This is a genomic window from Vagococcus acidifermentans, from assembly GCF_003987655.1.
Classification (GTDB): domain Bacteria; phylum Bacillota; class Bacilli; order Lactobacillales; family Vagococcaceae; genus Vagococcus_B; species Vagococcus_B acidifermentans.
The window spans coordinates 46,145-69,401 of the sequence record NZ_NGKC01000013.1 but is presented as its reverse complement, the minus strand read 5'-3'; the positions used below and the strand labels follow the sequence as shown (position 1 = coordinate 69,401).

22 protein-coding genes are annotated in these 23,257 nt (G+C 45.9%); 19 read left to right on the top strand and 3 right to left on the bottom strand.

Features of this window, described 5'->3' with window-relative positions; all coding sequences use genetic code 11:
- Positions 1–294: 294 nt before the first annotated feature.
- Positions 295–1,101 carry a formate/nitrite transporter family protein gene (locus tag CBF27_RS11105; RefSeq protein WP_126814374.1) on the top strand — a complete coding sequence of 269 codons (807 nt, stop codon included), beginning with the start codon at positions 295–297 and terminating at the stop codon, positions 1,099–1,101.
- A gap of 44 nt (positions 1,102–1,145) precedes the next feature.
- Here the strand turns inward: CBF27_RS11105 and def are convergent, their stop codons facing one another.
- A complete protein-coding gene (gene def / locus CBF27_RS11100; protein ID WP_126814373.1) occupies positions 1,146–1,709 on the bottom strand; it encodes a peptide deformylase in 564 nt (187 codons plus the stop codon).
- Between the two features lie 310 nt (positions 1,710–2,019).
- On the opposite strand from def, the gene rpsO reads away from it, so the two are divergent.
- From rpsO to CBF27_RS11040, 12 genes are all read left to right on the top strand, one after another.
- The gene (gene rpsO / locus CBF27_RS11095) at positions 2,020–2,289 is read left to right on the top strand and encodes a 30S ribosomal protein S15 (RefSeq protein WP_126814372.1); all 270 of its coding nucleotides are present in this window, start codon (positions 2,020–2,022) and stop codon (positions 2,287–2,289) included.
- 183 nt (positions 2,290–2,472) lie between these two features.
- A complete protein-coding gene (pnp, locus tag CBF27_RS11090) occupies positions 2,473–4,605 on the top strand; it encodes a polyribonucleotide nucleotidyltransferase (RefSeq protein WP_126814371.1) in 2,133 nt (710 codons plus the stop codon).
- A gap of 265 nt (positions 4,606–4,870) precedes the next feature.
- Positions 4,871–5,647: a prolipoprotein diacylglyceryl transferase gene (locus CBF27_RS11085; protein WP_126814370.1), complete on the top strand. Its 777-nt coding sequence runs from the start codon at positions 4,871–4,873 to the stop codon at positions 5,645–5,647.
- A 156-nt stretch (positions 5,648–5,803) separates the two neighbouring features.
- The gene (locus tag CBF27_RS11080) at positions 5,804–6,400 is read left to right on the top strand and encodes a TVP38/TMEM64 family protein (protein ID WP_126814369.1); all 597 of its coding nucleotides are present in this window, start codon (positions 5,804–5,806) and stop codon (positions 6,398–6,400) included.
- 260 nt (positions 6,401–6,660) lie between these two features.
- The gene (pcp, locus tag CBF27_RS11075; protein ID WP_126814368.1) at positions 6,661–7,308 is read left to right on the top strand and encodes a pyroglutamyl-peptidase I; all 648 of its coding nucleotides are present in this window, start codon (positions 6,661–6,663) and stop codon (positions 7,306–7,308) included.
- Positions 7,309–7,479: 171 nt separating this feature from the next.
- Positions 7,480–8,883, top strand: a complete 1,404-nt coding sequence (locus tag CBF27_RS11070; RefSeq protein ID WP_126814367.1) for a DUF1958 domain-containing protein — start codon at positions 7,480–7,482, stop codon at positions 8,881–8,883.
- Between the two features lie 138 nt (positions 8,884–9,021).
- Positions 9,022–9,393 carry a VOC family protein gene (locus tag CBF27_RS11065; protein WP_126814366.1) on the top strand — a complete coding sequence of 124 codons (372 nt, stop codon included), beginning with the start codon at positions 9,022–9,024 and terminating at the stop codon, positions 9,391–9,393.
- Between the two features lie 60 nt (positions 9,394–9,453).
- Complete coding sequence (locus CBF27_RS11060) at positions 9,454–9,876, top strand: VOC family protein (RefSeq protein ID WP_170175097.1); 423 nt, start codon at positions 9,454–9,456, stop codon at positions 9,874–9,876.
- Between the two features lie 185 nt (positions 9,877–10,061).
- Positions 10,062–11,639: an alpha-glucoside-specific PTS transporter subunit IIBC gene (locus tag CBF27_RS11055; protein WP_126814364.1), complete on the top strand. Its 1,578-nt coding sequence runs from the start codon at positions 10,062–10,064 to the stop codon at positions 11,637–11,639.
- Between the two features lie 24 nt (positions 11,640–11,663).
- A complete protein-coding gene (locus tag CBF27_RS11050; protein ID WP_126814363.1) occupies positions 11,664–13,001 on the top strand; it encodes a 6-phospho-alpha-glucosidase in 1,338 nt (445 codons plus the stop codon).
- A gap of 111 nt (positions 13,002–13,112) precedes the next feature.
- The gene (locus CBF27_RS11045; RefSeq protein WP_126814362.1) at positions 13,113–13,880 is read left to right on the top strand and encodes a MurR/RpiR family transcriptional regulator; all 768 of its coding nucleotides are present in this window, start codon (positions 13,113–13,115) and stop codon (positions 13,878–13,880) included.
- The gene (locus CBF27_RS11040; RefSeq protein WP_126814361.1) at positions 13,867–14,304 is read left to right on the top strand and encodes a hypothetical protein; all 438 of its coding nucleotides are present in this window, start codon (positions 13,867–13,869) and stop codon (positions 14,302–14,304) included. The genes CBF27_RS11045 and CBF27_RS11040 overlap by 14 nt, the downstream gene beginning before the upstream one ends.
- Before the next feature lie 51 nt (positions 14,305–14,355).
- Here the strand turns inward: CBF27_RS11040 and CBF27_RS11035 are convergent, their stop codons facing one another.
- Positions 14,356–15,750 (bottom strand): 6-phospho-beta-glucosidase, encoded by a 1,395-nt coding sequence (locus CBF27_RS11035; RefSeq protein WP_126814360.1) that lies wholly within the window; start codon positions 15,748–15,750, stop codon positions 14,356–14,358.
- 122 nt (positions 15,751–15,872) lie between these two features.
- On the opposite strand from CBF27_RS11035, the gene CBF27_RS11030 reads away from it, so the two are divergent.
- The gene (locus CBF27_RS11030; RefSeq protein WP_126814359.1) at positions 15,873–16,865 is read left to right on the top strand and encodes a LacI family DNA-binding transcriptional regulator; all 993 of its coding nucleotides are present in this window, start codon (positions 15,873–15,875) and stop codon (positions 16,863–16,865) included.
- A 33-nt stretch (positions 16,866–16,898) separates the two neighbouring features.
- On the opposite strand, the gene CBF27_RS11025 is transcribed toward CBF27_RS11030, so the two are convergent.
- A complete protein-coding gene (locus tag CBF27_RS11025) occupies positions 16,899–17,087 on the bottom strand; it encodes a hypothetical protein (RefSeq protein WP_126814358.1) in 189 nt (62 codons plus the stop codon).
- A 190-nt stretch (positions 17,088–17,277) separates the two neighbouring features.
- Between CBF27_RS11025 and mgrA the strand changes: the two genes are divergently transcribed.
- From mgrA to CBF27_RS11000, 5 genes are all read left to right on the top strand, one after another.
- Entirely contained in the window at positions 17,278–18,267 is a 990-nt protein-coding gene (gene mgrA / locus CBF27_RS11020) for an L-glyceraldehyde 3-phosphate reductase (protein ID WP_126814357.1), read from the top strand.
- 208 nt (positions 18,268–18,475) lie between these two features.
- Positions 18,476–19,018: an ECF transporter S component gene (locus tag CBF27_RS11015; protein WP_126814356.1), complete on the top strand. Its 543-nt coding sequence runs from the start codon at positions 18,476–18,478 to the stop codon at positions 19,016–19,018.
- A 29-nt stretch (positions 19,019–19,047) separates the two neighbouring features.
- Positions 19,048–19,548 carry an NADH-quinone oxidoreductase subunit NuoE gene (gene nuoE / locus CBF27_RS11010; RefSeq protein WP_126814355.1) on the top strand — a complete coding sequence of 167 codons (501 nt, stop codon included), beginning with the start codon at positions 19,048–19,050 and terminating at the stop codon, positions 19,546–19,548.
- 11 nt (positions 19,549–19,559) lie between these two features.
- Complete coding sequence (locus tag CBF27_RS11005) at positions 19,560–21,449, top strand: NADH-quinone oxidoreductase subunit NuoF (RefSeq protein ID WP_126814354.1); 1,890 nt, start codon at positions 19,560–19,562, stop codon at positions 21,447–21,449.
- A gap of 12 nt (positions 21,450–21,461) precedes the next feature.
- Complete coding sequence (locus CBF27_RS11000; RefSeq protein ID WP_126814353.1) at positions 21,462–23,204, top strand: NADH-dependent [FeFe] hydrogenase, group A6; 1,743 nt, start codon at positions 21,462–21,464, stop codon at positions 23,202–23,204.
- Positions 23,205–23,257 lie beyond the last annotated feature (53 nt).

The window sequence follows — 23,257 nt, the reverse complement described above, 5'->3', positions numbered from 1 at the left end:
TCTTCACCTTTGCAGCCGCGGTTACACAATTGAACCCATACAATGGCGAATAAACTGTTGACGGTGATACTTATTTTCTAGCTGCATTATTTTACACAACCTACAGTATACAACAGAGGGCTCGCCAAAGTCAATTATTTTTAGCATGTTGCAAGAAGGGTATGAGATTTTTTAGACAGGGGCTAAAAAAATACTGCGAAAAATGAAGAAGTGTGCTATAGTTGAAAATGGAGTTTTGATATTTTCATGAAAATATTTTGGTGTCATTTAAAAAAAGAGGAGAAAAAGAGTAACATGGAGTACGGATCAGAATTAATGTCCAAAATTGAAGCAGCTATTGCTAAAAAAATTAATTTATTTCATTCAAGCTTTGGCAGATATGCGGTACGCGCAATATTTGCGACAGCCTTTTTGACTTTGGGGACTGCGATTGCCTTTGGTGTCGCGATGAAAGGTGAAGAAATCGCCCACGGATTAGGCAAGATGTTGTATGCCTTTATGTTCAGCTGGTCGCTGGTCATGATTATTTATTTGAATGCAGAGCTGGCAACATCAAATATGATGTATATGACAGTTGGTGTGTATAAAAAGAAGGTGTCAGTGCCTTTAGCATTAAAAGTCCTGTTTACTTGTCTACTATTTAATTTAATCGGCGGAGTAGTCTTCGGTTATGCCATGTCCTTGACGTCACCGTTTCAACATTTGGCAGAGAACAGTTTTGTCTATAGTGTGGTTACCAGCAAGTTGGAAAAAGGCGCCCTGCAAATTTTTATTGAGGGAATATTTGCCAATATGGTTGTAAACATTGCAGTGCTTGCAACGATGCGTATGAAAGATGACATCGGTAAGATTTTTTCCCTGTTGTTTATCATTTATATTTTTGCATTTTTAGGTTTTGAACACGTGGTTGCAAACTTTGTTTCTATGCCTGTCGCATTTTTTGCTTCGAAAGGAACGTTGGCTGCTTTCACGGCTGGTAATGTCGTGAAAAATATTACGTTGGCATTTCTCGGCAACTATGTTGGCGGCGGTCTGGTCATGGGACTGACATATGCGTGGCTGAATGACAACAGTCACACGAAATTCACGTATTTGGATTAGACAATTTAAAAGAAAAAAACGTCGTCTGTAAAGGCGACGTTTTTTTATCTGATTAATAGCAGATCATCCGGTGCAAAGAAAGGGTTTTGTTCATTGATATGATCATAAAACATGATGCCGTTCAAATGGTCGATTTCATGTTGAACCACAATAGCCAGGTAATTTTTCAGGCGGATTTTCTTTTTTTCTCCCAGCTTGTTGGTATAGGAAACAGTGATGCGAGCGTTTCTGATAACGTATCCCGGCACTTCCCGGTCGACTGAAAGACACCCTTCACCTTCCTCAATAGCAGCTTCCTGCACAGAATGGCTTAATATTTTAGGATTGAACAGAATATCGCTGAACAGCGGTTCCGGTTTTTCCTCGTCATTGCTCGGCACGTGGACAGCGATAATACGCTTGGAAATATCCAGCTGAGGAGCTGCCAGACCGACCCCGCCCCGGAGATTATATTTTTCTGCTATCTCAGGATCTTGACTGTTTTTAAGAAATTGCAGCATGTCTTCGCCAAGTGCAATGTTTTCTTCTGAAAGGGGCAGTGCCACATCTTTGGCGACTTGGCGCAATGTCGGGTGTCCCTCTCGGATAATGTCGTCCATTGTAATCATTCACATTCTTCCTTTCCCAAAATATATTTTACCATAGAGTACGGGAAAAAGTTAAAAAATTGCTGATAACGGCAGCTGTTTTTACTGATTTTTCTGTCAGATTAAAAAAAAAGCTTGCATCCGGCGGGGCCAACTGTACAATATGTAAGAAAAAGTTTGCGGATTCCTCGTATTTCCCTTGATTTTACCAGTTAAATCATGTAAAGTATCTTTGTGTGATAGATAGTCACATCGCCTGTTACTTGGTTTTCCGAATCACCAACGGCAGACTCAGTTACAGGATGACCGATTATGAAAAGAGGTGGAACAAATGGCACTTTCAAAAGAAAGAAAAAATGAGATCATCAAAGATTACGCGCGCCATGAGGGAGATACTGGTTCTCCGGAAGTTCAAATTGCAGTATTGACAGAAGAAATCAACCTTCTGAACGAACATGCTCATGTGCATAAAAAAGATCATCATTCTTATCGCGGATTAATGAAGAAAGTTGGACATCGTCGTAACTTGCTTGCTTACTTGCGTAAGACGGATGTGCAGCGTTATCGCGAATTGATTAAACGTTTGGGATTACGTCGTTAATACGTATAATTGTGAGAAGCGAGGTCACTACTGGATCTCGCTTTTCTTTAGCAGTTAGCATAAAAATGATAACAGGCGTGAATGAGATACTACTATCCAAATATGAGTTTCTTCTTCTAAATGGATAGGAAATTGATATTTGTTTAGTAGACTACTCACGCTTGCAAAAAAGGAGAGTCAATCATGAGTTTTGAAAAAAAAGTATTTAAGACAACGTGGGGAGGCCGTCCCTTATCCGTTGAAATTGGTCAGTTGGCCCGGCAAGCTAATGGGGCTGTACTGGTCCGTTACGGCGATACCGTCGTGTTGACTGCGGCAGTTGCTTCCAAAAAGCCGAAAGACGTCGATTTTTTCCCGCTGACAGTCAATTATGAGGAAAAAATGTATGCAGTCGGCAAGGTACCCGGCGGCTTCATCAAGCGTGAAGGCCGTCCGAGTGAAACAGCGACCCTGACCGCTCGTTTAATTGACCGACCGATTCGTCCGATGTTTGCAGACGGCTTCAGAAATGAAGTTCAGATCACCAACACCGTGATGAGTGTGGAGCAGGACTGTACCCCGGAAATGGCAGCGATGCTGGGGTCATCACTGGCACTGTGTATTTCGGATATTCCGTTCAATGGACCGATTGCCGGCGTAAACGTTGGTCGTGTAGATGGCGAGTATGTCATTAACCCAACGATTGCTCAAGCAGAAGTATCGGATATTGAACTGAGTGTTGCCGGCACAAAAGATGCCATCAATATGGTGGAAAGCGGCGCGAAAGAAGTGTCAGAAGAAGACATGCTCGGGGCATTGCTTTTTGGGCATGAATCAGTGAAAGAACTCGTTGCATTTCAAGAAATGATTGCTGAAGAAGTCGGCAAAGAAAAAATGGCGATTGAATTATTGGCAATTGACGCTAATCTGGAACAAGAAATCAACGACACCTATCAGGAAAAAATGATAGCCGCTATCCAGACTGAAGAAAAACTGGAGCGGGAAGACAACATCGAAGCTGTCAAGGAAGAAATTGTGGCAGTCTATGAAGAAAAATTTGCAGACGAAGAAGAGGCGGAGAAACTCTTGAAAGAAGTCCGCCAGATTGCTGAGGACATGGAGAAAAACGAAGTGCGCCGTCTGATTACGGAAGACAAAATCCGCCCTGACGGACGTCAAATCGATGAAATTCGCCCGCTGGCATCAGAAGTCGGTATTTTACCTCGTGTTCACGGCTCTGGTCTGTTTACAAGAGGACAGACACAAGCCTTGTCTGCGTGTACGCTGGCACCGCTTGGCGAACACCAGATTATTGACGGGCTGGGTGTCGAGGAGAGCAAACGGTTTATTCACCACTACAACTTCCCGCAGTTCTCCGTTGGCTCAACTGGTCCGATGCGCGGACCTGGCCGGCGTGAAATTGGACACGGTGCTTTAGGCGGCCGAGCGCTGGAACAAGTGATTCCATCCGAACAGGATTTTCCGTACACTATCCGCTTAGTCGCGGAAGTGCTGGAGTCGAACGGGTCATCTTCTCAAGCAAGTATCTGTGCAGGAACACTGGCACTGATGGATGCTGGTGTGCCGATTAAAGCACCGGTTGCAGGGATTGCTATGGGACTGGTGATGGACGGCGACAACTATACGATTTTGACTGATATTCAAGGACTGGAAGACCATTTGGGAGACATGGACTTCAAAGTGGCTGGAACACGAGAAGGTATCACTGCACTGCAAATGGATATCAAAATCGAAGGTATCACGGAACAGATTCTAGTGGAAGCTCTGGCTCAGGCCAAAAAAGCCAGAATGGAAATCCTTGACGAATTGATCAGTACAATTGCTGAGCCGCGTGAAGAGTTGAGCCCGTATGCGCCTAAGATCGAGATGATTCAAATCAAGCCTGAGAAGATTAAAGATGTTATCGGTAAAGGCGGCGAAACCATCAACGGCATCATCGATGAAACGGGCGTCAAGATTGATATCGACCAAGAGGGCAATGTCAGCATTGCGTCTTCGGATATTGATATGATTCGCAAGACCATCAAAATCATCAAAGATTTGGTGCGTGAAGTCGAAGTGGGGCAGACATACTTGGCCAAAGTCGTCCGGATTGAGAAATTCGGAGCGTTCGTCAACTTGTTCAACAACAAGGACGCTCTCGTTCACATTTCTCAACTTGCCCATGAGCGTGTCAACAAAGTGGAAGATGTGCTGAAACTTGGCGATGAGATTTTAGTGAAGATCACTGAGATTGACAAGCAAGGTCGTGTCAATGCTTCCCGCAAAGCCATGCTTGAAAAGCCTAAGAAGACAGACAAGCAAGAGAAAAAATAAACACATTATTGTGCAAATACCTGAATCAGCAAAGCTGTCTGATTCAGGTATTTTTTTGCTTTTCCACAATATGCCGAAAGTTAAAAGAAACTAAAGATTTCATAAATTTTTGTTGGCAGGCAGGTTTAAATAGTTGTGAATCCTTTTCTTTAATGTTATATTTTAAAAAAATCATGTGTTTATTTATTGATAGGTATCAAGTTGTTTAAAAATACTGTGTTATTTTAAAAATGACGGCTGCTTATCAGTATAATTGGAGGAGCGTATGAAAAAGAATATAGCGATGTTGTTGTTAGGCTGTCTCTTGTGCATACAGACAGGCCCGGTGCAGGCGGCAGCGCAAGACGTCTTCATTGTGCCGGCTGAATATGTGAAACAAGACACATTGGAAGAAACTGCGGATTCTGTCGTTACAAACACTGACCAAACGGCAGATAGCACAACCAGTGTACAACAGTCGGATACTAGTTTGGAAGAGCCTGCGGCAGAGCAATCACCAGCAGAAGAAGGCACACAATCATCAACTAGTCAACCTGAAACCAATGAAAAGCCGTCGGATGCGGTATTGTCGCCAAGTGTACTTGTCATTCCTGAAAAAAGCAATACTCAGGACAATAGCACTGAGACATCGGAGCAACCGGCTGACTCGGCGGTTGACAAGGTGACAGCCCCGCTACTGACTGTTGGCGAGGCAACGGATAAACAGACAGACAAAAGCGGAACCGCAGCTTCATTATCAGAAGAAACTGTGTTGTCAGAGCGTCAGGAGATAGCGACACCGCCACAGGACACAAAGGAAGACCGATCCGAAGTGTTGGCTGGCCAGAAAGTTGTATCTGCCGGTAACAATGCTCACAGTAAGGGCAACCAATTGAAGCTGGCGGCCCATCTCTTTGAGGGTGCCGAAGAACAGGAACTTGACAGACTGCTGCCCAAAACCAATCAGGCCAGCTCGCTTTCGTCAATTTTAAAAGGCTGTGTTGTGTTGATGACAGTTGCAGCCTATGTAATAATGGGATACCGTGCCAAAAAAGTCAGTTGAGACAGGTTGTTGTTCGGTCCGGCTGACTTGATGCCTTTTTCAAAAGTTAAGATTTTGCAATATCAGACTTCGGATGGATGTTCTTGACCGCTTCATCACGTATACTAAATATAAAGGTCGGAGATGACTAGCTGAAAGAATAGAGGAGCTGAGGGTATGAGAGTCGCACAATCAAGAAGAATCGTCAATTTCATTTCATTGCTGGGAGTGTGTGTGACTGTATCAGTCATCATCTATTTAGTCAGCATGGGAGCATTCAGAGATATCAATGTGTTCCAGCGTTTGGTGGGTCATTCGCTGATTATGGCACCTATTATTTTTATCCTGCTGCAAATCATTCAAGTTGTCATCCCGATTATTCCCGGAGGCATCAGTACAGCAGCAGGTGTGCTGATTTTTGGCCCTGTGGCAGGGTTTATCTACAACTATATCGGCATTGCTCTGGGCTCGGTTATCATTTTTCTGCTCGGCCGGCGTTTCGGGAAACCGCTCGTGTTAAGCCTGATCAGTGATAAAACATATAACAAATACATGCATTGGCTGGAGAACCAGGAGCGTTTTGATAAATTGTTTGCCTTAGCCATTTTTCTGCCGATCGCACCGGACGATGCACTGTGCTTAATGGCAGGACTGACCAATATCTCATTGAAGAAATTTATCTGGATTATTGTCTTGGCAAAGCCCGCATCTATTGCGGCATACAGCTTTGCGCTTGTCTATGGTCTGGAAATGGTGGCAAAAATTTTTGGCTAATATGGATGGACACAACGACTGTACTGACTGTTCGAGTCAGCACAGTCGTTTTTTGTGGCGGCCCAAGCGGTGTATGGGAGCCGGTAATATTATTTTCTGCTGTTTTATGCTATACTAAAACCGTGGTAACAGTATAACATCAATGTTATTTTAATGGCTTTTTATGTTATCGACGGGAGCGTGTGTCAGCAACTCATATGCTTGATTTGCTGACAGCATGACAGCTTTTCAGGACTTTTTAAAGCAGAGGAGAATGTTTTATGAAAATACTGGTCACAGGATTTGACCCATTTGGTACAGACGTTACTAATCCAGCAATTGAAGCAGTTAAACGGCTGCCGGACACAATCAGTGGCGCAGAAATTATCAAGCTGGAAATACCGACAGTCTTCGGCAAAAGCGCGGCAGTCGTGCGCGAGGCGCTGGCTGAGCACAAACCGGAGTACTTGTTATGTATCGGACAGGCAGGCGGCAGATTTGGCCTGACACCGGAACGTGTTGCAATCAATGTGGATGATGCGAGAATCGCTGATAATGACGGGAACCAGCCGATAGATGAGGCTATTCAAGAAACTGGCGCGCCGGCTTATTTTTCTCAGCATCCGGTTAAAGCGATGGTCACGGCGATGCAAAAAGCCGGTTTGCCGGCAGCTGTTTCCAATACCGCCGGCACATTCGTCTGCAATCACATCATGTACCAGAGTTTGTATTTGACGCACACATCATTTCCAGAGACAAGGGCGGGCTTTATGCATGTGCCGTTTTTACCTGAACAGGTAACGCAGCGTCCGGAAACTGCATCGATGAGCTTAGATGATATTGTGCGCGGTATCCGCGTCTCTTTGGAAACCATTATCGCATTTGACGGCAAAGAGGATTTGAAAGTTGTCGGAGGAGAAACACATTAATCTTGCTTGCACCATGTCTGTCAAACAGTCAGGTCTGCTGCCTTTTTAAGGACAGCAGCCTTTTTTTATTGCCGGCTTATTTTTTTATTTGACGTTAAAAAAATCTATCTTTTTATTAAAAATCAAGGTAAAATAAAACGGTTAAAATGAACGGATAAGGGAGAAGTGAGAGTGATACGTTATCACGTAATAATCAGAAGAGTTATTTTGGGGATACTTACAGCCTGTTTGGTCGGGCTGACTACTGACGCGGCAAGGGCTGAAGGCACGCAAAAAGACATCATGACAATTACCCGGGAAGCCGGTTATCAAGTCAATGAATTTTATCGGCCGAAAGCTTCAATGGTCATTGACGCAAAGACGGGCAGGGTACTATGGGAGGATAATGCCGATACCCAGCGTCATATAGCGAGCATGAGCAAACTGATGACCATATTCGTCGTGCTTGAGGAAATGCAAAAAGGACAATTCGATTTCGACACGGCCATTGACGTGACGGAAAAATATGTCACGATTTCCCAAGATTATAATTTAAGCAACAATAAAATGCAACTTGGTGCAAGTTACAGTGTGGGGGAATTGATTGATTTGATTTTTGTTCCATCTTCAAACGCCGCCACATTGATGCTGGCAGATTTCGTGTCGTCCGACAGCGGTGCCCGTTTTGCAAAAATGATGAATGAAAAAGCGCAAGAAATAGGCATGACGCAGACGGTATTTTACAATAGTACAGGAGTCATCAATTTTGAGTTGGGCAGTCAAATGCCGGAAGGTGCCGATCCGAACGGCGACAATATTTCGACCGCCAGAGATTATTCCCTGCTGGCCTATCATCTGCTGAAAAAATACCCTGACATGTTGGAACATACTAAAAACAGGCAAATCACGGTGAAGGAGGGGACACCTTACGAAGAGTCGTTTGACAGCTATTTGTATTCTCTTCCGGGGAAAACGTTTGGCTATGACGGGTTCGACGGGCTCAAAAGCGGCTCCAGTTCATCGGCCGGCTTCAACTATGTCGGGACTGCCCAAAAAGGCAACATGCGCCTGATTCAGTTGATTATGGGGGTTGGCGACTGGGATCATCAAGAGTCTGAGTCAGAGCGCCACAAGTTTGGCAATGCTCTGCTGGATTTATGCTTTAATACCTATGAATACAAGCAAATCGTCAGCCAAGGCGAGCAGACAATCAACGAGCAGCACCTGGTAGTCGCTGATGATTTGTATGACATCGTGCCCAAAGGGACGCAGCCGGAAGCAGTTGTGAAAGACGGACGTGTCACTGTTCAATCATCACTGCCGCTAGTATCGGATAAGATTGAGCCTCCGCAAGTGTCTTATGAGGTCGTGCGTAAACAATTGCTTCAGTCTTCTGACAAGCAGGCAGCAAAGTCGTTTAATCTGCTGAAAATCGGACTGATCGTGTTTCTGTTTTTCACGATACTGCTGTTAGTATATGAATTGTCTGCAAGCAAAGGACGGCGGACGAAAAAGAATAAACCGGTATTTCTGTTTAAATGCCTGTTATTGCTGCTGTTGATAGGCGGCAGTATCATCGTTTCTATGTACTTGTAAGGAAGTCGCGACAGCATCAGCGGCAAGTGTCATAACGCTTGCCGTTTTGTCTTTGTCAAAGCGTATCTCTTTTCCTTACTAATTATAAGTAGTAAACTGTGACTGTTACGACAAGATAAAGAGAAGGAAGTGGCTTTTATGACCGGACAAACAATACCGTCACTACAATTGGGATATGTGGCGTTGCGGGTCAGCGATGTAAAACGTGTGGCTGATTTCTATGAACAGGCACTCGGGTTATCACGCTTAAACCAGTCGGCGGATAAAGTTGAACTTGGGATTGCAAAGACTGGCAAGAAATTGCTTGAACTGCTGCCGCTGGGAGATTCCAATCAAACAAATAAAAGCACAGCCGGCTTATATCATATGGCCTTTTTGGTGCCGACAAGAAAAGATTTCGGCAATGTGTTGCGTTCGTTGTTGCGTAAACAAATCGCGATTTCCGGTGCGGCAGATCACGGATATAGTGAAGCACTGTATTTGGACGACCCGGAAGGAAACGGTATCTAAATTTATTGGGACAAGCCCCATAAGTTTTGGGATATCCGCGATGACGGTACGATTGCCGGTGTGACGGAACAGCTGGACGTCGAGGGGGTACTGAACGCAGCAGATGACACACGTGACGATCTGCCTCCGGGAACCATCCTAGGACATGTGCATCTGTCTGTTTCCGACTTGGCGTACACACGACAGTTTTATACAACAATTTTGGGATTGGACTTAAAATATCAGTTTGGCCGACAAGCAGACTTTTATGCGGCAGGTCTTTACCATCACCAAATAGCGGCGAATACGTGGCAGAGACCGCAGTTGCCAAAACTCTCAACAGTTAAGCGGGGCTTGGCTGGTTTCACTATTGAGATGAGTGATGAGGCATTCAATCAGCTGTTGGGCCGGCTGAAAACGATGGACACTCCTTTTAAAGAACTGTCGCCGACCAGCATCCGTCTGACTGACCCGAACGGAATCCCGGTTCGCGTATCAATCTAATCTTTTTCGAAAGCCATGCTACTGAGCGAGCAGGCTTTTTTCTTTTGGGAAATTTCTCAGATTTTGGGAATAATCACAATCATTTAGAATCGTCCCAACCTGTTTGAAAACTCTTCAATCCGTCGGAAGTTGATGATATAGTAGTAACCAGTAAACGTTTACATAAAAAGTTGGGAGGTTTTTTTATGATGCAAAAACTGCAGCGTTTCGGCGGAGCAATGTTCACACCGGTTCTTTTATTCGCATTTGCCGGAATTATTTTATCTCTTTCAATCATGATGCAGAACACATTAATCGTTGGCGGAATTGCAGCCGAAGGCACCTTGTGGAAAGATATCTGGTCGATTGTTGAAACAGGTGCATGGACCGTTTTCAACCAAATTGAGCTATTATTTGTTATCGGGTTGCCGCTGGGGCTGGCCAAAGTAACAAGCGGCAGGGCGGCGCTGGAATCATTGGTCACCTATCTCACGTTTAATTATTTTGTGAATGCCATGTTGTCGCTTAGAGGCAATTTTTTCAATGTGGATTTCAGTCAGGAAGTCGGCGGCGAAAGCGGTCTGAAAATGATTGCCGGCATAAAATCCTTAGATACCAATTTGATTGGGGCTATTTTAATCGCAGGGATTGTCGTCTATGTACACAACCGGTTTTTTGAAACCAAGCTGCCTGATTTTCTCGGCATTTTCCAAGGTTCATCATTAGTTGTCATGATTTGTTTCTTTGTGATGCTGCCGCTGGCATTTGCGACATGTCTTGTCTGGCCGGTCATTCAGTCAGGCATTTCCTCGCTGCAAGGTTTCATGAAGTCATCAGGTGTTGTTGGTGTTTGGCTGTATGTCTTCTTGGAACGTATCCTGATTCCAACCGGACTGCACCACTTCATTTATCAGCCGTTTATTTATGGTCCGGCTGTTGTTGAAGGAGGTATCACGGCTTACTGGATGAAACACATGAACGAGTTTGCCACCTCGACTGTACCGATTAAAGAATTATTCCCGCAAGGCGGATTTGGACTGCACAACGCATCTAAAATCTTTGCACCGATCGGGATTGCAGCAGCTTTCTACACAACTGCGAAACCGGAAAAGAAAAAAATGACATTGGCGTTGCTGATTCCGACTGCGTTGACGGCCATTCTCGCAGGTATTACCGAACCGTTTGAATTCACATTTCTGTTTATCGCACCGCAATTATTCCTGATTCACTCGCTGTTGGCGGGAACATTGGGCGCGACATTATATTTGTTTGGTGTCGTTGGTGATATCGGCAGCGGGATTATTTCCATGGCGACCCAATATTTGATTCCGATGTCCATCAATCATATGGGCACGGTCGTTGCACTATTCGTGATTGGTCTGAGTTTCAGTTTGATATATTTTGCTGTTTTCCACTTTGTCATCATCAAAATGGACTTTAAAACTCCGGGACGTGAGGAAACAGAAGAAGTCAAGATGTATACGAAGAAAGAATATCGCGAAAGACAGTCAGCAGGCGGCGGCAAAGTATCAGCCTATGATGAGGCGGCTGCCATGTATTTGGAAGCGCTGGGCGGCAGTGATAACATTTTAGAAGTCAATAACTGTGCGACTCGGCTGAGAGTCACAGTTAATGATGCTGAACTTGTTGAAGCCGATGAAGCGTTCAAACAAGTGGGTGCTCACGGGGTCGTGAGAAAAAACAAGGCGTTTCAAATTATTGTCGGTTTGGATGTGCCGCAAGTGCGGGCGTCATTTGACAAACTGTTAAAAATTAGAGATTAACCATAAGAAAGGCGGATGTATTTTATGTTAAAACAACAATCAATTCTTATAGCAGGCGGCGGCAGTACATTTACCCCGGGCATCGTGATGATGCTGCTGGATAACTTGGACAAGTTTCCGATCAGACAAATCAAGTTTTATGACAATGATGAAGACAGACAAAATAAAATTGCGGATGCTTGCCGCATTTTGCTGAAGGAGCGTGCGCCGGAGATTGCGTTTTCTGCGACAACAAAACCGGAGGAAGCATTTACTGATATCGACTTTGTGATGGCGCATATCAGGGTCGGCAAGTATGCCATGCGTGAAAAAGATGAAAAGATTCCATTGAAATATGGTGTCATCGGACAAGAAACTTGCGGACCGGGCGGCATTGCATACGGGATGCGTTCGATTGGCGGGGTCTTGGAATTAGTGGATTACATGGAAAAATATTCTCCGGATGCATGGATGCTGAATTATTCAAACCCGGCAGCTATCGTGGCGGAGGCGACACGCAAATTGCGTCCTAACAGCAAGATTATTAATATTTGCGACATGCCGGTGGGGATTGAGCACCGCATGGCAGAAGTCTTAGGACTGTCCAGCCGGAAAGACATGACTGTCCGCTATTACGGATTGAATCACTTTGGCTGGTGGACGGATATTCGGGATAAAGACGGTAATGACTTAATGCCGAAAATCAAGGAGCACGTAGCCAAACACGGGTATGTGACGCCGGCGGAACTATCCTCGGCTGAGAGCGATATCGAAGCAAGCTGGAAACACACTTATGAAAAAGCAAAAGATGTTTTTGCGCTTGACCCAGAGACATTGCCGAACACGTATCTGAAATACTATTTTTACGCACAAGATGAAGTGGCGATTGCTGACCCGAATTACACACGGGCCAATGAAGTCATGGACCACCGGGAAAAACTGGTATTTTCTGAATGCCAGCGTGTCGTTGATGCCGGTACCGCACGCGACGTTAAGCTGGAGGCAGATGACCATGCGTCTTACATCGTCGATTTGGCCAGAGCGATTGCCTACAATACGAAAGAAAGAATGCTGCTGATTGTTGAAAACCAAGGCGCACTGGTTAACTTTGACGAGACCGCCATGGTAGAGATTCCTTGCCTGGTCGGCTCGAACGGACCTGAGCCGCTTGTCCAAGGCAACATTCCACGATTCCAGAAAGGCCTGATGGAACAGCAAGTAGCCGTTGAAAAACTGGTTGTTGAAGCATGGGAAAAAGGTTCTTATCAGACTCTGTGGCAAGCGTTGACGTTAAGCAAAATCGTACCGAACGCCCGTGTTGCAAAACAAATTTTGGATGACTTGATTGAAGCAAATAAAGACTTTTGGCCTGAATTGAAATAGACAGACCGAATCTATGTTATGATAAAGAATGTTTGAGACAATTTTCCAACGCTCGTTTTATGTCTTAAGGTAATTGTCATATTTTTTATCAAAACAAGGGGTGGTCTATCAGTGGATTTTGAGGCAATAGTTAGTAAAAATTATTCGAAACTAAATGAAACAGAGGTACAAATCCTGGAGTACATCCTGAACAACAGGGAAACAGTCTCCAAGTTGACGATTGTGCAGTTGGCAAAAGAAACCTTGACATCAAAGTCTACCGTTTCCAGATTGGTGAAAAAGTTGGGTTTTGCCGGCTACTCGGAATTCAAGTATCGTCTGAGCGACACGACAGAGCGGAAGCGGGAGAAGTTGACGACTGAAATGAGCAATATGCAGATGGAAGATTTACATGCAACTGATCGGCTGTTTAAGCAAATGTTCAATGAACAGATGGTTAAAGATATCTACACAGCCGATCGGCTCATTTGTTTCGGGACAGGCTGGGGACAGCGGAATGTCATCAATGACTTTATCAGAAACATGCAGTCCATCGGCCTGTTTCCGATAGAAGTCAAGTCAACGTTCGAATTTAAAAAAGTAGTCAAAAATGAATTGACAGACAAGGACATGTGCATCGTTTTGTCGCTTAGCGGCGACATTTCCAGAATCGAATCGGAGCTGACCTATGCACTGGTCAAAGGAATAAAAAGTCTGTCGATTACGAGTTTGAGTAATAATTATTTATCGGCTATTTCGACCTACAATCTCTATTTTCAAACAACAACTCATTACTTGACCGACAATGAATTTGTTAGTTTTCTGCCATTGTATTTAATTGTTGATTCCCTTTTTAGAAAAATCATCCAGTTAGGGGAGGAATATGATGCTCGCTTTTAATAAACACAGCTGGTTCAAGCTGTTTAAACTATGGCTTCTTGCCATTCCCGTTATTTACGGGGTGTACATGCTGATAATCCTGGTGCGCGAATCAGTCTCGTTTCAAGAGTTGCTGACCAATCACCCGACAGTGGCTCCGTTTTTTATTATCGCATGCCTGTCGCTGATCTGGTTTTATGTGTTCCAAGCAAATTATTCCGACCTTGAGAGCCGGGACACGATGAGGACAAGCCTCTATATTTATGTCGCCAGTGCGCTGGCAGTCGGCAATATCGTCGGCATCGTCACAGGTATATTGGCAATCAGAGAATTGCCGAAGACAAAGACGTTCCGCGGGCTGACAAACTGCAAACTGGAGCTGGCCTTATTTGCGATGAGCCTGTTTTGCGGCGTCGTGCTGTTGAGATTATCATTGGTATCATAAAAAAGAAGCGGTATGGTTATACAAACGTATAAGCATCCGCTTCTTTTGCCTTTAGTTGGAGGCCATTAATTTTTCGACGTACGCAACAGTTTCCGGCTGAGTTTCTTCGATGCGCGTGATTGCTTCGCTGAACTGCGGCAGATACTCTTTATGGGCAATCAGCAGTTCATCAAGAAGGGTCTTCGCCATCTTTCCGCCAGGTACCAGCGGATTGATGGTGAACGCGTGCAGTGCCGCACCGTAATCACCGGTAATCGCCGCACGGATAGTCGTTTCTTCCATGCCCTTCATCAGCTGGATAATGCCGCGTGCTGCCGGCGGGAAATTGCCCCAGTTGTACGGTTCGTGGCCGTGGGCTGTGACAGGACCGGACACTTCGACCACACAATCATACGGCAAGTCAGTAATCGTGCCGTTATTTTGTGTCGAGACGACCATTTCAGTGCGCTTGTCATTGTAGATGGAGGCAATCAGCTCGCAGGCTGCGTCGCTGTAGTGCGTGCCGCCGCGCTGTTCCAACTCTTTTGGTTTGTAGTCGAGTTTGGGGTCTTTGTACAATTCAAACAAGCGCGCTTCTGTTTCTTTGACCACTTGTGCCCGTGTTTCGCCTTTTTCGAATTCTTCGACAGAATGCGCCAGCATTTCATCTTCGATATAGTAGTAACGGTGGTAGCCGCAAGGGAGCAGTCCCAAGTCTTTGATTTGTTCGTAGTGGAACGAGGCGTCAAAGATATTTTTAAGGTGGCTTTCCTGTTCAGTTTTCGGCCCGTAAATCAAGTCGATCAGCTCTGCTGTGCGCTCGTTGCCCTCGTCGTCCCACACGCGGTGCCAGTGGAAATGGTTGATACCGGCAAATTTGAAGAACAACTTGTCTTCATCGATGCCCAGCTTTTCAGCCGCCTGCTTTTTATGACCAATCGGCACATTGCACAGTCCGGCAGTTTTCTTCCAGCCACCGTGTTTGATGGCAGCTTCCGTGACCATGCCGGCCGGGTTTGTAAAGTTGACCAGCCAAGCATCCGGACAGAGTTCTTTCATGTCGTTAATAATATCTAAAATGACAGGAATTGTCCGGAACGCTTTGAACATACCGCCGGCCCCGTTGGTTTCCTGTCCGAGCACGCCGTGGGACAGAGGCACGCGTTCATCTTTGATACGGGCATCCAGCAGACCGACACGGAACTGGGTCGATACAAAGTCCGCGTCTTTGAGTGCTTCACGCCGGTCAAGTGTCAAGTGTACTTCCCAGTCCAAGCCGGCAGCTTTGACCATCCGTTTGGCCATGTCACCGACAATTTCCAGTTTTTCTTTGCCGTCTTCGATGTCTACCAGCCAGATTTCTTTAATCGGCAGTTCGTCCTTGCGCTTGATGTAGCCTTCGATTAATTCAGGTGTGTAGCTCGAACCGCCGCCGATCGTGACGATTTTTAAAGCATTTCTTACCATAAATGATCCTCCTTCAACTTTTTGAGAGTGGTTACATTCTTATGATAATATGTGGGAACATTCCCATGTCAAGGAGAATTTGTTATAATTATTTTAAAAAGAAAAGACTGGAGAATGAATATATGGCGACGATTATAGATGTGGCTAAAGCTGCCGGTGTTTCCAAGTCGACAGTCTCGCGGGTCGTATCCGGCAACGGCTATGTCAGCAAGGAGAGCAGAGAAAAAGTTTTGAAAGCGATGGCAGATACCGGGTATATCCCCAATGCCCTTGCCCGTCATTTCCAATCCGGCGAAACAAAAACCATCGGCTTTCTTGCTCAAGGCTATTTTGATACGCTGGGTGTTTTTTTGGAAACATTCACCCAAATCGCCAGAAATTACGGGTACTTTATCCACTTATATTTTACCGGCGGAGACAAACAAAAAGAATTGGATGCGCTGAATCTGATGAAATACAAACAAATTGACGGGGTCTTTATTTTGACGCGCAGCAATGACTGGGAGACGATCGCAGCGTATAGCATGTATGGTCCGATTGCCACGTGGCACCGTATCGATTCCCCAAACATCTACTCATCTTACGTAGACCATTATGACGGGTATGTGATGAGCCTGAATTATTTGTACGACTGCGGCTACCGCAAAATCGGCCATATTCTCGGCAGTGCGAAGAATTTGAATACACAGGCCCGCCTGCAGGCAATTGACGACTTTTATCGGGAAAAAAAGTTGGCACTGGCAGATGCGTGGGTGTCGACCAACAGTAATTTTGAACGCAGCGGTCAAGTTATTGCAAAACAATGGGCTGAGCAAGATGAGCGATGTGACGCGCTGGCATTTTTTTCAGACGACATTGCCGCACAGTTTATGTCGTCGCTGCAGTTGTTAGGTTACTCGGTGCCTGACGATGTGGCGGTAATCGGTTTTGACAACAGCCGATTAAGCGAACTGATGCATCTGACCACAGTGGAATACAGCCTCGACAAGCAGGCTGTTAATTCATTCATCTATATATACAATGCGTTGAATGATAAAAAAATACCGGAAGAGCCGCTTGCTGTCCGGCTGGTGAAGCGTCTGACTGTACAGGAGGATTTTCGAGGGCATGCTTAAGGAAGTTTCAGGCAATAAAAAACACTCATGTGCTTATCTGCATGAATGTGGCTGCTCCGCGATCATGGCTTGCCTGAGCAAGTTGACCAGCTTCATTTTCGCTTCTTCAATGGTCACACCGTGAGCCGACAATGCATCATTGCCTGCCATATAAACGACAAACAAATTACTGTCAGTGTTCAGTGTGACGCGAAAGCGGGGTGCGTCATACCGGTTGTGCATGAATGTCCTCCTTTCTTACATGCGCTATTTTCTATGTCAAGCATATCACACGCAGCAGTCTTTTTGCCACATCGTACATGAAAGAAACGGGATGTTTACACAAAATTTAGAAAGCGGGAAAAAATTTTAGTGGGGACATCATGAGTAATATGATAAACTGAATATATCAAACAGAAAGGGGTTGCAGCAGATGTATCAAGCAGACAGCAATCGCTATCAATCAATGACGTATAACCGTGTCGGCAACAGCGGACTGAAACTGCCGGCGATTTCATTGGGACTTTGGCATAATTTCGGCGATGTGGACCAGTTGGAGAATCAGCGGGCAATTATCCGCGGGGCATTCGACATGGGGATCACCCACTTCGATTTGGCGAACAACTACGGTCCGCCGCCAGGCAGTGCGGAAGAAAACTTCGGACGGATTTTCAGGGAAGATTTGAAAGGTTATCGTGATGAATTGATTATTTCCAGCAAAGCCGGTTTTTATATGTGGGAGGGGCCATACGGCGAATGGGGATCAAAAAAATACATCACTGCCAGTTGTGACCAGAGTTTGCGCCGGCTGGGACTCGATTATGTGGATATTTTTTACCATCACCGCCCGGACCCGGATACATGCCTTGAGGAAACTGCCTCAGCGCTGGATTTGCTGGTCAGACAAGGGAAAGCATTGTATATCGGCATTTCGAATTATTCGGCACAGCAGACGGAGGACATCATTGCTGTTTTCAAAGAACTGAAGACACCGTTTGTCATTCATCAGCCGCGCTACAATATGTTCGACCGTGAGATAGAAAACGGTCTGACAGACATGCTGGCTAAGGAGCAAAAAGGTGCCATCGTTTACAGTCCGCTGGCTCAAGGCTTGTTGACCAATCGTTATTTGAAAGGTATCCCGGCAGATTCCCGCGCTGCAAGGACAGACAGCCCGTTCCTTGATAAAGACAGGGTGGATGCGTCACTGGCTAAAGTGAAGCAGTTAAATCAACTTGCGCAGGAGCGCGGTCAGACGATGGCCGAGATGGCCATTGCCTGGTTGTTACGTGAGGACACCGTCGCCAGCGTCCTGATCGGGGCAAGTCGACTCAGCCAGCTGCAGGACAACGTCAAAGCACTGGATAATTTATCCTTTACGGCTAGCGAGCTTGACACAATTGACAAGATATTAGCTGATTAAACAGACCACCGACAATTTGTCGGTGGTTTAACTAAAAAATAATTTTTTAATTGTATAAAAATTAATTTTTATCATCTTTTTTTGAACGACTATCCCACGCTATGGTATAATAGATAATAATTTAATCCAATGTTTTACATTCATTAGTGATTTTTTTCACATTTATTAAAAGAAGTATCGGTCTTTAGACAAAAGGGGGAAAATAGTTATGACAAACAAAAGCCGGTGGATTACGGAAACAGGTTTATCGCTTGCGTTGCTGATTGTCATTCAGATGTTGACCAGTCCGTTAAAAAACACGCTTTTGACGGGGTCGTTTGTAAATCTTGTGCTAATTGTTGCTGGTTCGATTGTCGGATTATCTAGTGGGTTGACGGTTGCTGTATTATCGCCATTTGTTGCTAGGATGTTCGGAATGGGACCGGCTTTTTTAGTTATCTTGCCATTTATCGCCCTAGGCAACATGGTCTTGGTTTTAGTGTGGCATCTGGTGACCCGCGCAGACATCAGCAACACCCATGTGAAGCATCTGATTGCATGTGTTGCCGGTGCCATCAGCAAATTTTTGGTACTCTATCTCACGATTGTGAAATTTGTTGTACCGATTTTGATTGCACCGCCAGAGCCGCAAGCACAGATATTGTCTGGGATGTTTTCCGTACCGCAGCTGGTGACGGCTGTAATCGGCGGGCTGGCTGCAACGGCGATTCTCCCCATATTATCTCAAGTTAGAAACCGCAAAACTATTTGATATAACTACTTTTCGGAAGGAGTGTTTACATGGAACAAGTAACATCTGCGTTCAGCGGAACAGCAGAGCAGGAAAAACAACTGCACGAATTGATTGCGGCATATAAAGATGTTCAGGGCGGTTTGATGCATGTGCTTCATGGTGCGCAGGATATTTACGGCTACCTCCCTGAAGAAGTGCAGAAAATGATTGCCGAAGGACTGAATCTTTCTCTGTCGCATGTTTATGGTGTTGTCACGTTTTATTCTCAATTTTATCTGGAACCGAAGGGGACGTACAAAGTCAATGTCTGTCTCGGCACAGCCTGTTATGTCAAAGGGGCAGACAAAGTTTTGGAAGAAGTTGAAAATCAGCTGGGAATCAAATCAGGCGAATGTCAGGCAGACGGCTTGTTTTCCCTTGATGCGACCCGGTGTGTCGGTGCTTGCGGTTTGGCACCCGTTGTCCAAGTGAATGAGGATGTGTATGGTAAGGTGAATCCGAGGAAGGTTGCGAAGATTTTACAAACGTATCAGAAAAAGAAAGGGTAGGTAAGTGTTGCATGGATATTCGTGAATTAAATGCAGTTAAAACACGTTACAGACCGCTTGTCAGCGCAAGGGCTGCCATTCATGACACCTTTGAAGAGCTGGAAGAAAACCACGTAGACAGACAGATTCTGGTTTGCGGCGGCACAGGCTGCCACGCTTCCGGGGCAGATGGGGTGATTGCCGCTTTTAAAGAATGTTTGGCAGAAGAAAATCTGGATGTGGGGGTCCAGCTTGTCAAGACGGGCTGTTTCGGTTTGTGTGCGTTGGGTCCGGTTGTTATTGTGTATCCTGAAGGCGTGTTTTATTCGCAAATGACCGCGAAGCATGTGAAAAAGGTCGTGCAGGAACATATTCGCGACGGTAATGTTGTAACCAAATATTTGTATAAAGAAACCGTCAGTAAGGACGGCAGTGTCAAAGCACTGCAAGAAACGGACTTCTATTCTAAACAGAAGCGCTTGTCGCTTCGCAATTGCGGTGTGATTGATCCGGAGGACATCACCGAATACATTGCACGGGACGGTTACTTTGCCTTGCATAAGGTACTCACCGAGATGAGCCAGAATGATGTGATTCGCACGATGGTTCAATCCGGCTTAAAGGGAAGAGGAGGCGGCGGCTTTCTGACCGGTCAGAAGTGGCAGTTTGCCATGCAAAGCCGTAACGATCAGAAATACGTCTGTTGTAACGCGGACGAAGGCGACCCCGGCGCTTTTATGGACCGGTCTATTTTGGAAGGCGACCCGCATTCGGTGATTGAAGCAATGGCGATTGCCGGCTACAGTATCGGTGCCAATCAAGGGTATGTCTATGTGCGTGCAGAATACCCGATTGCAGTGAAACGGCTGACGATTGCGATTCAGCAGGCGCGAGAACAAGGTCTGCTGGGGAAAAATATTTTTAATACCGATTTTAGTTTTGACATCGACATCAAGCTGGGGGCAGGGGCATTTGTGTGCGGCGAAGAAACCGCTTTAATGGCCAGTATCGAAGGTAATCGCGGCGAACCGCGTCCGCGTCCGCCGTTTCCGGCAGTTAAAGGTTTGTTCGGCAAGCCGACGGTGTTGAATAATGTTGAAACGTATGCCAACATCCCGCAAATTATTTTAAACGGTGCAGAGTGGTTTAATGCTGTCGGGACAGAATCCTCGAAAGGCACGAAAGTATTCGCACTTGGCGGAGATGTGAATAATGTGGGTCTAGTGGAAGTACCGATGGGCACAACCATCAGTGAAATTGTCGAAGAAATAGGCGGCGGTATTCCGGAAGGCCGGGAATTTAAAGCAGTTCAGACCGGCGGACCTAGCGGCGGCTGTATCCCGGCGACATTGAAAGACACGCCGGTTGATTATGAAAATCTGGTGAAGCTCGGCAGCATGATGGGCTCCGGCGGGATGATTGTGCTTGATGATGGCACCTGTATGGTAGACATTGCTAAGTTTTACTTGGAATTTACTGTGGATGAAAGCTGCGGTAAATGTGCACCGTGCCGTATTGGAACCAAGCGCCTGCTTGAGCTTTTGGAGAAGATTACCTCAGGCAACGGCACCATGGAGGACTTGGATAAAATAGAAGAGCTGTCGCAACACATGCAAAAGTCGTCACTGTGTGCATTAGGGCAAACAGCGGCTAATCCGGTTCTGTCCACGATGCGTTATTTCAGAGACGAATACATTGCACATATTGAAGAAAAATATTGTCCGGCCGGTGTCTGTAAATCCTTGTTCCAGTTTAAAATTATTCCGGAAAAATGTACAGGCTGTCACGCTTGCTTCCGCCAGTGTCCGACTCAGGCGATTTCCGGCGATCGCAAGGAACCGCATGTCATCGATCAGAACTTGTGTATCAAATGCGGCGCCTGCTATGATATTTGTCACTTTAACGCAATTGAGAAAGTGTAAGGAGGCAGTCTAATGGCAAATATAAATTTAACAATCAACAATCAAAAAGTGACCGTTCCAAGCGGAACAACCGTCCTTGACGCAGCCAGACTGTCGGGCATCACTATTCCCACACTGTGTTATTTGAAAGAAGTCAATGCGATGGGCGACTGCCGCATTTGTATGGTTGAAGTGGAAGGGCGTAAAAATCTGGTGGCTTCTTGTATGGCGCCAGTCGAAGAAGGAATGGTTGTCCATACCAATACGCCGGCTGTCAGAAAATCCCGGCAGCTGACGTTAGAGTTGCTGCTGTCTGACCATGATAAAAAATGTCTTTCATGTTTCAAGAGCACTTCTTGCGAATTACAGCTGCTTTCCCAAGAATATAATGTGGATGAGGACTACTTCCCGGCTCGCCAGAACAAGGTGCCGATTGACATGTCTTCTCCTTATATCGTCAGGGATAACAACAAGTGCATCTTGTGCCGCCGCTGTGTCACAGCGTGTGAAGAGATGCAAAGTATCGGGGCCATCGGGATGGTCGACAGAGGACATGAAACACACATCACGTGTGCATTCAACTATGAACTCGGCGATTCCAACTGCGTCGGCTGCGGGCAGTGTGTCGTTGTCTGTCCGGTGGGCGCTTTGTCGGAAAGAAATCATGTGGATGACGCATGGGATGCGCTGAATGACCCGACCAAACGTGTCGTCGTCTTTACCGCACCGTCCATCCGGGCGCAGCTGGGGGAGGCATTTGATTACCCGTTAGGCACGAATGTGGAGGGCCAGATGATTGCAGCACTGCGCCGACTCGGATTCGATGAAGTATTCGGCATGGATGTGGCGGCCGATTTCACGATTGTGGAAGAAGCCAACGAACTGGTGGAACGCATCCAGCAAGGTGCGGAAATGCCGATGTTTACGTCCTGCTGTCCAGGCTGGGTGAAGTTCTTGGAACATAATTACCCGGAAATGATTCCGAATCTGTCGACATGCAAGTCGCCGCAACAAATGTTCGGTGCACTGCTGAAGACGTATTATTGTGAAAAAGAAAATATTGACCCGGAAGATTTGGTGGTTGTGAGTATCATTCCGTGTACGGCCAAGAAGTTTGAAGTTAGCCGGCCGGAACAGCTGCACTCGGAACTGCAAGACGTGGACATCGCTTTGACGACACGCGAACTGGCTCAGATGATAAAAGAAATGGGCTTGAAGTTTGACAAATTGCAGCCGGAAAAACCAGACAATCCGTTTGATGTCTATTCAGGTGCCGGCAGTATCTTTGGTGCCAGCGGCGGTGTGCTGGAAGCGGCGATTCGAACAGCCGGTCGCATGCTGAGTCCCGATTTTGACAGAACCGATATCGTGGAAGTCAGAGGGACAGAAGGTATCAAAGAAGCGCAATATGTCATTGGCGACATAACGATTAGAGTTGCGGCTGTATCAGGTCTTGCCAATGCCAGAAAAATTATTGAAGACGTCAAATCCGGCCGCAAGCAATTTGACATGATAGAAATCATGGCGTGCCCGGGAGGTTGTATTAACGGCGGCGGACAGGTGATTCCGCGTGACAGCGTGAGGAACAATTACGATGTCAAAGCACTCAGGGCCAAAGCGCTGTATGACATCGATCACCACAGTCTTTACCGCACCAGTCACTCGACGCCGGTGGTCCATGCTGTTTATGATGAATATCTCGGCAAACCGGGCGGCGAGAAGGCGCATGAACTGCTGCACACGTCGTATGTGGCGAGGGCGCGGTTTGGCGGATAGTTGAAGAAAAAAATGTGTTGTCAAAATCTCTCTAAAAAGGTACATTGCTACTT

Coding starts and splice junctions, on each gene's coding strand:
- CBF27_RS11105 (WP_126814374.1), top strand. CDS start 295: ATGGAGTACGGATCAGAATTAATGTCCAAAATTGAAGCAGCTATTGCT.
- def (WP_126814373.1), bottom strand. CDS start 1,709: ATGATTACAATGGACGACATTATCCGAGAGGGACACCCGACATTGCGC.
- rpsO (WP_126814372.1), top strand. CDS start 2,020: ATGGCACTTTCAAAAGAAAGAAAAAATGAGATCATCAAAGATTACGCG.
- pnp (WP_126814371.1), top strand. CDS start 2,473: ATGAGTTTTGAAAAAAAAGTATTTAAGACAACGTGGGGAGGCCGTCCC.
- CBF27_RS11085 (WP_126814370.1), top strand. CDS start 4,871: ATGAAAAAGAATATAGCGATGTTGTTGTTAGGCTGTCTCTTGTGCATA.
- CBF27_RS11080 (WP_126814369.1), top strand. CDS start 5,804: ATGAGAGTCGCACAATCAAGAAGAATCGTCAATTTCATTTCATTGCTG.
- pcp (WP_126814368.1), top strand. CDS start 6,661: ATGAAAATACTGGTCACAGGATTTGACCCATTTGGTACAGACGTTACT.
- CBF27_RS11065 (WP_126814366.1), top strand. CDS start 9,022: ATGACCGGACAAACAATACCGTCACTACAATTGGGATATGTGGCGTTG.
- CBF27_RS11055 (WP_126814364.1), top strand. CDS start 10,062: ATGATGCAAAAACTGCAGCGTTTCGGCGGAGCAATGTTCACACCGGTT.
- CBF27_RS11050 (WP_126814363.1), top strand. CDS start 11,664: ATGTTAAAACAACAATCAATTCTTATAGCAGGCGGCGGCAGTACATTT.
- CBF27_RS11040 (WP_126814361.1), top strand. CDS start 13,867: ATGCTCGCTTTTAATAAACACAGCTGGTTCAAGCTGTTTAAACTATGG.
- CBF27_RS11035 (WP_126814360.1), bottom strand. CDS start 15,750: ATGGTAAGAAATGCTTTAAAAATCGTCACGATCGGCGGCGGTTCGAGC.
- CBF27_RS11030 (WP_126814359.1), top strand. CDS start 15,873: ATGGCGACGATTATAGATGTGGCTAAAGCTGCCGGTGTTTCCAAGTCG.
- CBF27_RS11025 (WP_126814358.1), bottom strand. CDS start 17,087: ATGCACAACCGGTATGACGCACCCCGCTTTCGCGTCACACTGAACACT.
- mgrA (WP_126814357.1), top strand. CDS start 17,278: ATGTATCAAGCAGACAGCAATCGCTATCAATCAATGACGTATAACCGT.
- CBF27_RS11015 (WP_126814356.1), top strand. CDS start 18,476: ATGACAAACAAAAGCCGGTGGATTACGGAAACAGGTTTATCGCTTGCG.
- nuoE (WP_126814355.1), top strand. CDS start 19,048: ATGGAACAAGTAACATCTGCGTTCAGCGGAACAGCAGAGCAGGAAAAA.
- CBF27_RS11005 (WP_126814354.1), top strand. CDS start 19,560: ATGGATATTCGTGAATTAAATGCAGTTAAAACACGTTACAGACCGCTT.
- CBF27_RS11000 (WP_126814353.1), top strand. CDS start 21,462: ATGGCAAATATAAATTTAACAATCAACAATCAAAAAGTGACCGTTCCA.